Annotated in this window: 12 protein-coding genes; 2 read left to right on the top strand and 10 right to left on the bottom strand. The window is 55.1% G+C overall.

Translation table 11 applies throughout. From position 1 onward, the window contains the following. Positions 1 to 495 precede the first annotated feature (495 nt). Positions 496 to 801 (bottom strand): hypothetical protein, encoded by a 306-nt coding sequence (locus CJ187_RS07405; protein ID WP_102216935.1) that lies wholly within the window; start codon positions 799 to 801, stop codon positions 496 to 498. A gap of 18 nt (positions 802 to 819) precedes the next feature. Here CJ187_RS07405 and CJ187_RS07410 point away from each other — a divergent pair, with 18 nt between their 5' ends. Continuing rightward, the gene (locus CJ187_RS07410) at positions 820 to 2166 is read left to right on the top strand and encodes a cation:proton antiporter (RefSeq protein ID WP_350223588.1); all 1347 of its coding nucleotides are present in this window, start codon (positions 820 to 822) and stop codon (positions 2164 to 2166) included. Between the two features lie 182 nt (positions 2167 to 2348). Here the strand turns inward: CJ187_RS07410 and CJ187_RS07415 are convergent, their stop codons facing one another. From CJ187_RS07415 to CJ187_RS07455, 9 genes are all read right to left on the bottom strand, one after another. Next, entirely contained in the window at positions 2349 to 3482 is a 1134-nt protein-coding gene (locus CJ187_RS07415; RefSeq protein WP_233187384.1) for a zinc-binding dehydrogenase, read from the bottom strand. 135 nt (positions 3483 to 3617) lie between these two features. Beyond that, positions 3618 to 4658: a LacI family DNA-binding transcriptional regulator gene (locus tag CJ187_RS07420; RefSeq protein WP_102216937.1), complete on the bottom strand. Its 1041-nt coding sequence runs from the start codon at positions 4656 to 4658 to the stop codon at positions 3618 to 3620. Positions 4659 to 4694: 36 nt separating this feature from the next. Beyond that, positions 4695 to 5720: a sugar phosphate isomerase/epimerase family protein gene (locus CJ187_RS07425; RefSeq protein WP_102216938.1), complete on the bottom strand. Its 1026-nt coding sequence runs from the start codon at positions 5718 to 5720 to the stop codon at positions 4695 to 4697. A 125-nt stretch (positions 5721 to 5845) separates the two neighbouring features. Continuing rightward, positions 5846 to 7027: a Gfo/Idh/MocA family protein gene (locus CJ187_RS07430; protein WP_102216939.1), complete on the bottom strand. Its 1182-nt coding sequence runs from the start codon at positions 7025 to 7027 to the stop codon at positions 5846 to 5848. Between the two features lie 330 nt (positions 7028 to 7357). Beyond that, positions 7358 to 7789, bottom strand: a complete 432-nt coding sequence (locus CJ187_RS07435; RefSeq protein ID WP_146003112.1) for a hypothetical protein — start codon at positions 7787 to 7789, stop codon at positions 7358 to 7360. A 168-nt stretch (positions 7790 to 7957) separates the two neighbouring features. After that, positions 7958 to 9019: a LacI family DNA-binding transcriptional regulator gene (locus tag CJ187_RS07440; RefSeq protein ID WP_102216941.1), complete on the bottom strand. Its 1062-nt coding sequence runs from the start codon at positions 9017 to 9019 to the stop codon at positions 7958 to 7960. A gap of 10 nt (positions 9020 to 9029) precedes the next feature. Then, a complete protein-coding gene (locus CJ187_RS07445; RefSeq protein ID WP_102216942.1) occupies positions 9030 to 9896 on the bottom strand; it encodes a sugar phosphate isomerase/epimerase family protein in 867 nt (288 codons plus the stop codon). 153 nt (positions 9897 to 10049) lie between these two features. Then, on the bottom strand, positions 10050 to 11075 hold the full coding sequence (locus CJ187_RS07450; RefSeq protein WP_102216943.1) for a Gfo/Idh/MocA family protein: 1026 nt from the start codon (positions 11073 to 11075) through the stop codon (positions 10050 to 10052). A gap of 9 nt (positions 11076 to 11084) precedes the next feature. Next, a complete protein-coding gene (locus CJ187_RS07455; RefSeq protein ID WP_102216944.1) occupies positions 11085 to 12017 on the bottom strand; it encodes a sugar phosphate isomerase/epimerase family protein in 933 nt (310 codons plus the stop codon). A gap of 227 nt (positions 12018 to 12244) precedes the next feature. Between CJ187_RS07455 and CJ187_RS07460 the strand changes: the two genes are divergently transcribed. After that, positions 12245 to 13048: a sulfite exporter TauE/SafE family protein gene (locus tag CJ187_RS07460; RefSeq protein ID WP_102216945.1), complete on the top strand. Its 804-nt coding sequence runs from the start codon at positions 12245 to 12247 to the stop codon at positions 13046 to 13048. Positions 13049 to 13177: the final 129 nt, after the last annotated feature.

Genomic DNA, 13177 nt, shown 5'->3' on the forward strand with positions numbered 1-13177 from the left:
ACCTATATCTCTATTCTCGCTAACCACCCCCGGTTTCGAACAAGACTACAGCTGCCATGCACGTAAGGGCTTCGATCTTGCTTGGAATTTAGGCGCATTGACCACCTGCTTACTACTTGGTGTTTGGCTTGGATACTGGGGCAATGACCTATACGTATTAGCAATTCCACGGTTGTTCTGCTTCCTGTGGGCCACCTGCATTATCTCACGTGAAACTCTGGGCGCCCGCTACACATGGATCCTCCCCTCGGGCGCCACCCTTATATTTGGCCTCCTCATTCCCCCCGAGTCAAGCAGCACCTGGAACGTTCTAACGTCGCAAAACCATGTGTTGTTTGCCTGGGCCCTTCCGCTGTTAACCACACTTTTGGCGCTAGGCATCAAGCGTTTTCCAATTTCCCAGTTCTGGAATTCGTAACTCAGCATCGACCTGCCGGTTCTGGAATACGTAACCCAACACTGATCTACCCATTCTGAAACACCTGATTCAACCGCTTACGCAGGTTTCGCAACTGGTTTCAATAAACTTGGCGTTACTTCACTTTCCACCACAACCGATAGTTGCTTACGGGCACGCTTCGCGCTGGCAACCAAACCTGCGATTGCCGCGTCCCCAAGTTCACGCGGACTCACTGCCACATTTTGTAACCCCAAGAACGTCATTGCCCGCATCGCCTGCTTCACCGTGCGCGCACGCACTCCCCACGCACCAATCAGCCCATCATCAACCAGTGCGTTAAGTGCCGCTATCAACCGCGCATCCACCAGCTCATCCGCGTTAAATCCAGGTAGATAAACCATGTCCGGTGCCCGCCCCTACTGTGGGCCCTTGCACGCAAAATGACGTGGGGAGCAATCAAAACTCAACTATCGACGATCGCCTCACTGTCAATCGCTCTCGTGTTCGTTACGATCGGTGTGCTCACCGGGTTAATACTATGGCTCCTCCCGGTGGTGGGCGTGGCTGGAGCAATCGTGCTGGCTGCAGCTTTAGCGCCACCAGATCCGGTGGCAGTTGATGCTATTGCAGTATCCGCAGGTATCCCTAGACGCATCACCTCAACCCTATCGACCGAAGGCCTGTTTAACGACGCCGCATCGATCGTGACATTCAACCTAGGGTTAAACGCGCTACTGGCTGGCTCCGAACTATCTTTAGCCGATGGCATCAAGAGCTTTTTATGGGCTGTGGTAGCCGCGGTGATACTGGGGCTAGCGGTGGGGCGAGCAGCAGCGTGGTTCAGCGACCATGTCAACAACGTCACAGCCCGAAATGCTTTGACCTGGGTTTTACCTTTTGCGGTGTATGCAGTTGCTGAGCATATTGAGGCGAGCGGTGTTATCGCAGTCGTTATAGTCGCGATTGAACTGACCTCCAGAGCCCGTCTAAGCGCAGCGGACCGCCTGTCGGGAGCCGCGTTTTGGGACACAATCGAAATGCTATTCACAGGCGTGGCATTTGGGTTAATCGGCCTTTCCGTTAGCGCCGCAATAGACGAAATCGGCACCGAGCTGTGGCACGCCGCTTTAGTTGGGCTGGTACTGGGAGTCGCAGTAATTATCGTGCGCTTTATTTGGATGCTTATTGCGACAAAAATTAATCAGCGGCGCAAACGCTGCTTTGTTGCTCCACTAGACATACAAGAAGTGCTAGTGATGACGTGGGGTGGGATGCGCGGCCTAGTCACCTTAGCGTTAGCCCTGTCTATTCCCGCGAGCGCCTCTGCCACACTCCACCATGAAGCTTCGGTAATCTCCCTGGTGTTCCTGGTGGTAACCATGGTTATCCCCGGGCTGACCCTTCCATCCCTCATGCGGACTCTTAATCTAAACGACACTACCCAGCCCATTGACGACCTGCAAAAGCGCGCGCGCAAAGCCGCTGCGAACTACATTTTAGAAAAGAAGGGACGCCCTAACTCAAGATCACGCCAAGAAGCCCAGGAAGAGTTGAAGAACCGTTTTGCTCGCTATAAGGAAAACTCCGAGCGCAGTAAAGAAGATCGAAAACAGTTGATCCAAAAGACCAAAGAACTTCGGATTGGAGCGCTGAAAGCCGCGCAAGACGAACTGCTGCGGGCCCGCAATGAACCTGGGATCGAGCCGGGTGCAATCGCCGAGATCCTAGACGACCTAGACCACATGATCCTCGCAACCAGGAACTAGCTGCGCGCCCACACTCGATTACTTAGACAACCCACCCGATCGGGCAGATAAAAACCCGATTTGAGGGGCAGATAAGAATCCGAACTGGGGCGCGCAGCAAATGTGTGCGTACTGACAGCACGTAAAAACAGTAGCGCCGTCAAGTACTCGTGGTATCTACAGGGACATATCCACTACAGCACCTACAGAGACATATCCACTACAGCGCGGCCAAGAATCTTGCCTTCACGCAGCTTCTGGTATCCCTCATTCGCCTGCTCTAGTGAGTAGTGAGTGGTGACGATCGACTTGTAATCAATATCGCCCTGCGCCGCCAGCTTCACTACCTGCGGCAAATCTTTCCGCGTGCGCGCACCGTAATTACCGATAATGGATTGCGACCGGCGGACCGTACGGTTAATCTCCACATCCGCGGTCTGCACCCCCGCGCCCAAACCAATCGGAACCATCTTTCCACCATCGCGCAACGAATCTAACGCAGACTTCCAGGTAGCGGGCGCGCCCAGTGCCTCAAACGCAATATCAACGCCCACACCATCGGTCGCAGCAAACACGGCTTCGCGCACATCCTGCTTAGCAGAGTTCACAACGTGAGTGGCACCAAGCTTCTTCGCGGCCTCCAGCTTCTCGTCATCAATATCAATCGCAACGATCTTGTCGGCACCAATCGCCTTACAGATTTGAATAATATTCGACCCCACACCGCCCGTGGCAGCCACCGCAACCGTGTCCCCATAACGCACGTCCCCACCGTTACGCACCGCACCGAACGCGGTCAAAGCTGCGCACCCAAGGATCGCGCCCGCAACCGGATCCACGTTATCGGCAACCGGTGCCACCGACGTAGATGGAATCACCGCGTACTCGGCTAGACCACCCATTGAATACATCGCGATCTCTTCGCCATCCAGGCTCTGCAACCGAGTCTTCCCGTCGTACAACTTGCCTTTAAGACGGTTGAGGTCAAAGAAAGTTGAGCACAGATCATCACGGCCCTGCGCACAGAACTCACACTGCCCACACGGCATCAAGAACGCGCCAGCAACTTTCTGCCCCACCTTGAGCCCCGTGTGTTCATTTCCGGGCCCCAGTTCAACAATTTCGCCCGCCACTTCGTGGCCCAGCACGCACGGCAAAGGGAACTCAATCGAACCAGAGATAACGTGCAGGTCAGAATGGCACATGCCGCACGCTGAGACCTTAATTAGCACTTCTGCGTTCTTGGGGTGCGGAGTTTTGATCTCCTCTACCTCCAAGCCCTTGTCGTAATCGCGAAGCACCGCAGCTTTCATCGTTTCCGGTATTTGTACTGACATAACAACTCCTTTGAAGTTAATGCGTTCAGTTCTTTAGTTTGCCACTTGAGGCGAATCCCGCTTTGCCGCAAGTAGATTACAGTCCCAGCATAGCCACAAATAGCAACCGTCGCTAGGGCTTTGTACTTACATTTACTAGTTGGTTTTCGGGAGCGACCGCGGTCCGTACTCTCCGCAGCGATGCGGATTTGAGGATCCGCGCGGCATTAACCGCGGTTCCAAAACAATATCACGCTGCGGCGCATCCGGATTATCGAGCCGTTCCATCAGCACCGACACACTCGCCTCCGCTAACCCCTCAAGCTGCTGATCCACAGAAGTGAGCGAAAGCTCCGGCATGTACGCAAGGCGCGTGTTATCAAACCCGGTAACCCCCACGTGGGCGCCCGGTACCAAACCGCGGTTGTGAATCGCCATCAGAAGCTCCACCGCCAGCAAATCGTTGTGGCAAACAATGCCGGTGTCTGCCCCGAACTCATCGAGCACTTCGCGGGCCGCAACATCCGCCCGATCGTCCACAATAATCACCGTGATGTCATCGCGCCGGCCCCGCTGCTCCATCGCTGCGCGGTAACCATAAATGCGCTCATAAGTTGTATCACCCTTAATGTTGCGAAACGGACCGAGGAACACCACGTCACGATACCCCTGATCAAGCAGGTGCAGCGCGCAGCTGCGGGCACCCTCAAAATCATTCGTATGCACCAGGTCCACGTTCTGTGGCGCCACATTATTCGACACTAAACAAACCGACATCTCATCGGCTGCTCGCTGCAGCACCCCTTGGTCAATCAGCGGGGAAATCAACGCCAAGCCATCGACCCGCAGTTCCACAAACCGGTCAATCGCTTCCTGCTCCCGGTTAGGGTCCGACAAACTCACGTTCACCAACGCGGTTAAACCACGCCGCGCACACGCACGCGTAAACGCTTCCGCGAACTCGCCGTAAAACGAGTTTTCAAAGCTAGGCACCAATAACCCCAGGTTGTTCGTGGTTCTAGAAGCCAAAGACTGGGCTGCCGCGTTCGGACGGTAGCCCAGTTCTTCGATTGCTTGTAAAACCGCTGTGCGGCGCTGGGGGGAGACCCGTTTGTCCCCACGCACCACCAGCGAAACGAGTTGACGCGAAACCCCCGCGGCTTTCGCCACATCCGCCTGCGTCACCCGTCGAACCATACCCCCTAGTTTAGCGGGTGGCTGATTACCCGGCTGTCACAGTTTGCGATTCGCCGCCAAAAGCGTGTCCGCGCCGATCTTCAACCCCTCCAGCGGGCCGTAAGCCTTGTCCTCATGCTCAATATTTACATTCATATCCGGGTTGATCGCCGCAATTTCACGCAGGAAGGCTGCCCACCAGTCCACGTTGTGTTCAACACCGGCGTGGTTGCGGCCCAGCCCGAGCGCTACGAAACGCCACGCTGGATCCTGTGGCCAAACCGAACACCACGATGCCGGCCCCGTGGGGTACTTTTGTTCATCGGGCGCACTTTCTGGGACATAACCGAACTCGGCGTCGAGCACACCTTTCACCCGCACCCCCGGTTCAATCGCCGTGTCTTTTGCGTGCACGTGGAAAATATGTTCGCCCAAATACTTGGTGGCCTGCACAATGTCTAGCCCCTGCCACATCAGGTGGGAGGGGTCCATGTTCACTCCCACGTTTTTAGCGTCAATGTCTTCAGCGAAGTTTAGGAACCCATTGGGGCTGAACACGAGGTTGTGCGGGTGCAGTTCGAGCGCCAGCTTTACACCGGCGTCTTGCGCGCGCTGGTCCATTTCTTTCCAAAACGGGATGGCAACGCTGCGCTGATACTGTTTAATCTCCATGTACACGTTATCCCACGGGTTCACCACCCAGTTTGGGTATTTCGCGCTTTCATCAGACCCAGGTAGGCCCGACATGCACACGATTTCTTCTACCCCCAGCAGGCCCGCGAGTTTGATTGCTGCTTTGAGGTCGTTCGCGTGTTTTTGCCCCGTCCCCTTGTACGGCGACAGCGGGTTACCAGAAGTATTAAACCCCGCCAGTTTCATCCCTTTTTCTTCGAACACCCCCAGGTATTCTTCGCGCGCTGTCTGGCTAGCAAGCAGGGATTCCACAGGTGCGTGCGGGGAGGGGATAAATCCACCCACGTTCACTTCCGCACCCGACAGCCCCATTTTCTTGAGGGTATCCAATGCCTGCCCCAACGTCTGGTTAGATATGCAAGCGGTGTAAGCTCCAAGTGTTAACGCCATTGTTTTTTCCTTTTCCTAGTTATTTGATTGCTGCGTGCTGATTGATTGCTTCGCTGCGGGCACTCGTTTGCTTCGCTGCGTTTGCTTCATTACCGTGCAGCGGCTACTTGATGGCACCCGCGCGCCTACTCGATTGTTACGCTAGTTCCACCGTCTGCGGCTGAGCGCGCGATTGCCTGCTGGATCCGCATAGACCGGTACCCGTGTGCGAATGACGGCAACTTCGGCAGGCCATCATCGATACCGAGCACCTGTTGGATGAACGCGTGTGCCTGAATGGTGAACTGATCTATTTGCGTAAATCCAACCCCCGCGAATGCCATGGAGGAACCGTCTTTGAAGTACGGAAACTCTGGGTTCACCAGTACGCGCCGCTGCCCCCTTAAGTGTTCTGGTCCAGATTGGTCATCTACTGTAATCTCCCCTGCGCGTGCCATGTCGAACCCCGCGGTTGCTTGCGTTCCTATTACGTTGAACATGAGGGCATTGGGGTACCCGAAAGCCACGCGGGAACACGAGAACGTGCCGCTCACACCGTTTTCAAACTCGGCGGTAAAGGTGGCGACGTCGTCGTTAGTGACCGCACTCATTTTAGCGGGCCCGTCTACTGAAACGCCGCGGCCACCAGCAACCACCCCGTCCATTTGTGGCCGCTCGCTAATTACTGTGGTCAGCCGCGCCCCGGAAACTGACCGTATTGGCCCCATCACGTATTCGGCCGTGTCAATCAGGTGACTGCCCACATCCCCAAGCGCACCCGAGCCCATTGGGCCGGTGTACCGCCAGGCAATCGGTGTTTTGGGGTCTGCCCCGTAGTCGCACCAGTACCGAGCATCGAAGTGGTTTATTGTGCCGAAGTCTCCGTTTTTAACCATGCGGGCGATCTGAGAGATACCGGGGTTGCGCCGGTAGGTGTAACCCAGTCCGGTAACCACGTCTGCTTCCGCTTCTAGCTGCGCCATTGCTTTCGCGTCTTCAAGCGTGTCCGTGAGGGGTTTTTCGCACAACACGTGTTTGCCAGCCTCTATGAGGGCCTGCGCCATTTCACGGTGCAGTTTGTTAGCAACGACGATGGAAACGATATCGATACTGGGGTCTTCCACTATGTCCCGCCAGTTATCAGTGGCGTGTTCGAACCCGTAGTCTTTCGCTGCGGACTGTGCGAATGGTTTGTACGCATCTGCAATCGTCGCGAGACGCACGTGCGGGAAAGGCGCGTGGTAGATCGTAGCTGCTTGCCGCCAAGCATTCGCGTGCGTGCGGCCCGCCATGCCCGCACCAATCACGGCTACAGAGAGTTGCTGCATCTTCGGTTCCCCCTCAGGTTAATACTCAACATCCTTGTCGTACCCAACGCGCGCAAGCCGGTTCTAAACCCGAAAAAGGCTTTCTCCAAAAGCTACCGCGACTCTTTTAACGCGCGTTAAGGTTGTTTCTAGTTAAACACATACCATTTGTCCTGTCAATAGATTTTTCGTGGAGCATGTGGATGCTGCGAACAAAACGCCTGTGGCCACCTAGCTTTGCAGCTGGGTGGCCACAGGCAATGTTTTTTGACTACCGCGTCTCTACGTTCTAACTTTTACGCTCTTAGGCGCTGGTTACTCGCCACGTCGTCTATTCGCCATGCTGCCTACTCACCACGTCGGCTGCTCACCACGTCGGCGCAACAAATGCCACGCGGACACCCCCGCACCTACGAACCCCAGCGTTAACACTGAAGTGATACTTACGGTTACCCCATGGAAAAACCCAGTGGCAACATCGGGAACCTGCGTGATCATTTTGAATGCCCCCACGTATCCGACCATCACTCCAGCGAGGATCAACACCGCTACAAAAAACAGGAGATTAACGGCCCAACGCGCAGAAAATGCGGAGTTAAAATAACCTACTACTACACTGATAACAATCAGCACCATCGCCGCTGCTGCAATCTTGGGAATCACCCACAACGGTGTCCCCTCCACTTCATTCGGATGAGTCCAAAAATACCAAACCAAAAAACTACCCAGCACTACCTCCACGAGCGGCGCAACCCAGTTCAAGCCCGAAAACACTGGCTCCACCCGCGCACCTCTAAAACGCGAAAACTCTTTGAACATCTTCGCCCCCCCTGTGCTATACAGTTCTGCTAGGCCAATAAAATAAACCGTGCGTGCTAAGTTAATTACGCTGAAATAGCGCCTGAGAAACTAGAGTGCGCAACTTCTGTTATTAATCTGTTACGATCTGCTCTACTGCGCTTCCGTGGAAGCACGCGCCACTAGTTGTGGTTCCAGTGTGACGTCCCGAGCCACCCCGTTCGTATCCTCCAACAGTTCAAAAACAGCTTCCGCCATCCGCACCGGGGTCTGATCTATCGAGGTTATTCCGCGCTCACCACGATCAGCGTAAAACGTATTGTCGTAAGACAAAACCCCAGCCTCAACCCCCAAACGCAGCCCCAGGGACCGCACTGCTGAAACTGCCTCAACCCCAATCTGGTCGTTATACGCAATAATCCCCAGTCTTTTATTCGCAACAGAACGCTCTGACGGGGGCGCGCCACCGCCTAGCACAGTCGAACTTGCAGTTGCGCGGCCCTCATTTGGCAACGAAACCCGCGCCGCATCGAGCACCCTACGAACCTCGTCATACGGATTATCCGTAGGACACATGCGGAGCGAGGCGCCACTAGCTTTCGCAGCCCTCACCAGCTCCTCAGACCTCACCCGCATCGCCGCGTCCTTAGCTTCACCCGCCGGACACAACACGACCAGCTCACCAAAGCCCTGCTCCAATAAATGATCGACTGCTAAACGCGCGGCCACACCCTCATCAATATGAACAGCGCTAACCGGAGCACCATAACTACTGGCCCCCACCAAACAAGCCGGCGTATTCCCAACCACATCCGCCAGCTGCGCAGCAGAAAGCATGGGGGAAACCGCAATCACCCCACCTACCCGCAAAGAACAAAACGAACGCAACACCTGCTTCTCGCGCTCAACCTGCGAATTCCCAGTGGCAGTAAACGCCACCACACCCCGCCCATCAGCCACCTGCTGAATCGCAGACACCACCGACTCAAAAAACGGATTACGCAAGTTCGGCAACAAAACCCCAACCAAAGACGAACTGCGGGCCGCCAACATCGCCGCCCCCAAGTTACGCGAATACCCCAGCCGGTGTGCAACCTCAAGAATCCGCTGCTTCGTCCCCTCAGCAACATTCGCAGAATCCGACAAAGCCAAAGAAACGAGGCCGCGCGAAACCCCCGCTTCGCGCGCCACGTCTGCCTGCGTAACCTGATTCATACGCCCAAGTCTACGCGGAAAACTCTTTCTCTAACCTCTCGCGCATCCGCACATTCGCCTCATCCGCTTTCTCAATCCAACCAAACATGCAGACCGTGAGGACCCCATCGAACTTCATGTCCCGTAGCGTAGCGAACAGCTCGTCCCACGGTACCTCCCCGTCCCCAATTTCGTTGTGCTGATGCACGCGTGCATCCACACCCGGCGGGTTAATGATGTAGCGGTTCCCATCGTTAATCTTGTGGTTATACACATCCGCCACGTGCACCGCCTTGAGTTTAGGCCCGGCGTAGCGCAGCATCCGCTCCACATCCCCCGCCCCGTCCGACAGATGGAACGTGTGTGGGCAGCAATACTCGTAATTCACCCAATCCAAGTTCATGCCCCGCACAATCTCTACCGCCGGGTCATTAAGCTCCACAAAGTCGTACGGGTGAGCCTCCATGTTCAGCTCAATCCCATACCTCTCGAACGTCGGCACCAGCTCGAACATTGACTTGTACCACTGGTGCTCACACTGACGAGGCGTATTCGGGTCACCAGAAAACTCCGACGTAATGGTGCGCACATCCAACTGGTCAGCGATCTCCAACAGTCGCTTCCAGTTCCGCACCTGCGCCTGCCGCTCCTGCTCATCAACCGCCGACCAGTTAAACACCGGGTTCAGCGTCCGGATCTTCACTCCCGTGTCCTTAACCGCCTGGTTCAACTCGGCAATATACCTGTCGTCGGCCTTCGGATAGTGGTGCCAAAAGTGGAAATCGCGCCGCGGTGACAGCTCCACATACTCGTATCCCAGCTGCGCTGCCTTATGGATCGTTTCAGGCGCCGACATGTTTAGGTAGTACATGTTTGGATCTAGTGCAATATCAACCATCATGTCCTCTTCGTCCAATAGTTTTGTAGTTCTTTATGGTGAGGGCGCCATCGTCGGCACCCTCACCAACATCAACCATAATGTTCTTACATATGAGTGTAGCGCATAATTCTAACGCGCGTTAAGCCAGGCCCTACCTGCCCGCAACCGGCGCTATTTATACAGCGCAGGTTTATCAATCATCTGCACATCCACCAGTGGCCCACCACCAGTTTCCGCCGCATTAGAAGCGGAATCTAATGCAGCTTCCACCACCACCGTGGCAGCATACCCATCCCACGCGGTGGAACCCGTGTGACGATCCGCTTTGACGGCATTGATCCACTCTTGAACCTCCTGGTTAAAAGCAGCGTGAAAACGATCAATATGCGAACGGCAAATAGCGTTACGGTTCCCAGCGCGGTCGCGGATAAAGATTTGTTCCTGATCCCCCAGGCGCGCTGTACCCTTTTCCATCACCACCTCGCATTCAATGGAGTAGCCGAAGTCGATATTCACATTCACTTCATCATCGATGCGCACGCCCGACTCCGTGTACATGACCAGCACAATCGGGTCAACCAAATCCTCAAAACGGTTAGAGGTCAGCCGCGGCCGATCCACGCGCACCGACGTGATTTCTTCATCCAACAGCCACCGCATCGTGTCGATTTCGTGGATCGCAGTGTCGTCAATCGCGTTGCGCGACGTGTAGTTCTCGGGCACCGACGGGTTCCGGTGTCGGTTGTGAACCAGGGTTGCATACCCGTGTTCACCGGCTTTAAGCACCTGTTTCATCTGCTGGTACCCGGCGTCAAAACGCCGCATGAAACCAACGGTAACGAGCTTTTTACCCGCCTTTTGCTCCGCTGCCAATATCGCTTCACAATCCGCGATCGTGGTGGCGAGCGGCTTCTCACACAAGACGTATTTACCCGCCTCAATGCAACGGATTACGTCCGGTTTGTGAACCTTACCGAACGTCGCGATGAGCACCGCGTCCACAGCGTCGGATTCAATCAACTCCCGGCCCGAAGTGAACACACGCGCACCCAAAGGTTCCGCCACTTCCCGCGCAGCATCACGGTTCAGGTCCGCAACTGCGGTAATTCGCCCTCCAGATAGCTCGTTTTCTATGCGGTCTACGTGTGCGCGGCCCATTCCTCCCGCGCCAATCAAACCAATTTTTAGCTCAGACATAACTCCTCCTTATTTCATTCCCAGTCCGCATTCGGCCAAGTAATTGCGCATGTTTATCGCATTGTTCTTGGGGAACGAGGGGTCGCACGGGTAGCAGTCTTGCTCGCAGATGCAGTAGATATCGCGGTCGAGCTCGGCTAGCGCGGCTACAAACTCGTGCATTTCTGGCAGTCCCTTGGGTGGGCAAACTGACGCCCCCTTCGCCACTGCTTCGCCAAACGGCCAGTCTTTTTCGTGCGCCTCCCGGGTGATGTCTTCGTCGAACGCTTTGATGTGCACGTACGTGATGCGCTCCGGGTAGTCCTTAATTAACTGCACGGGGTCCCCACCGCCGTACACCACGTGCCCGGAATCTAGACAGAAGTTCACATACGTTGGGTCGGTGGCGTCGAAAATTCGGGCGATCTCTTCTGGGGTTTCAATGTGCGAGTCCCCATGCGGGTGCAGCACCATCTTCAAGTTGTATTCGTCTAGCAGCATTTGCCCGAGCTTATTCGCGTTCTCTACGTACAGTTTCCACGCGTCGTCAGACAGCACGCGGTCGTCGGTCCATTCCCAAGTTTTGTCGTCGCGGTACAGGGGCGGCAGGTGCACGATGTATTCCGCTCCTACAGCCGCGTGCGTTTCTGCGATTGCGCGAAACGTTTTTTCGGTTGTGGGCCACTGATCTTTCTTGTGCAGCACGCCCCATCCGGTGCCGGCCACTACTTTCATGCCGAATTCGTCGCACCATTTTTGTAGTTCTTTCGGATCGGTTGGGAAGTATCCGAATGGCCCGGTTTCGATGATTTCGAACCCCGCTTCAGCCATTTCTTCCCACGCTTGGCGCGGGTCCATTTGTTTGTCGTCTTTGGGGAACCACACGCCCCACTGGTCGGGGCACACGCCAATGGCGAGTTTTGAGAATTTGGGGTTGTCTAGGTTACGTGCTTTCGACGTCATTGCCGAATCCTTCCGTGTTGTTTTTTGTTCTTTTCTTCCTGAGGTGGTGGCCGCTGCACACCCTTCAGCTTTGACCTAGCAAATATTGCTCACCAATACGTGGAGGCTCCACCCACTTGTTTTGGCGCGCGCTAATAGCCTATCTTATGCGGTAATGAATTGGAAGAGGTTTCACCATATTGTGTTTACAAATGATCCTCAGTTGTGGTTGTAGGTATTATTAGACCATGGCCTCACTCACCGTTTTACAATGGGTTACTCTGATCGCAGCCGCGCTTTTTATTGGGCTGTCTAAAACAGCTTTCCCGGGTTCGGCCACACTGTCGGTGGTGATGTTTGCAGCAGTGATCCCAGCGCGCGCGTCAACCGCCATGATGCTGCTGCTTTTGTTAACTGGTGATCTGATTGCAATTTGGACATACCGGCGGGACGCGGATTGGCATACGCTGCGCAAACTACTGCCCACCGTGGTGGTTGGGGTGGTGGTCGGCGCCATCTTTTTGAACTTCACTTCCGACCTGGTTATGAAGCGGTCAATCGGCTGGATAGTACTGGTGTTGACGGCGATAACCCTGTTCAACATGCGGGCTTCGAAACGCGCCGACAAGCCGGGTGCCGGTGATTCAGCGGGGGCCTCAAGGGTAAAAACGGATGCAGAAGTGTCGGATGAACGCACGCAAAACGGGTTTGCCCGCACGTTCTATGGAATGCTCGGCGGGTTCACCACGATGGCTGCGAACGCTGGCGGTCCGGTGATGACGTTGTATTTCTTGTGGTCACGCTTTCCGGTTAAACGCTTTTTAGGTACGACCGCGTGGTTCTTCTTCTTGATTAACGTGGTGAAGTTGCCGTTTTCAATTGGGATTGGCCTGATCACCCCCGCGATTTTACCTGTGGACGCCGCGCTCGCCATTTTTGTGATTATTGGTGCGCTGTTTGGACGCTGGGTAATTCGCTACATTAAACAGTCCGTGTTCGACCCTATTGTCATCACGCTGACGGTTATCAGTTCAATCTACCTGGTGCTTTAGACGGTTTTATTCTTGAGGCACTGAAGGCCCACTGCGGTGTTGAAACCGGCTTACGTGGGCCTTCCATATACGCCTTCTACGATGGCCTTCGCTTCCTGCGTGCCTGCGTGCTTGGGCGTTCTATATGCG

It is taken from the genome of Gleimia hominis (assembly GCF_002871945.2).
In the GTDB taxonomy this organism is placed as follows: Bacteria; Actinomycetota; Actinomycetes; order Actinomycetales; family Actinomycetaceae; genus Gleimia; species Gleimia hominis_A.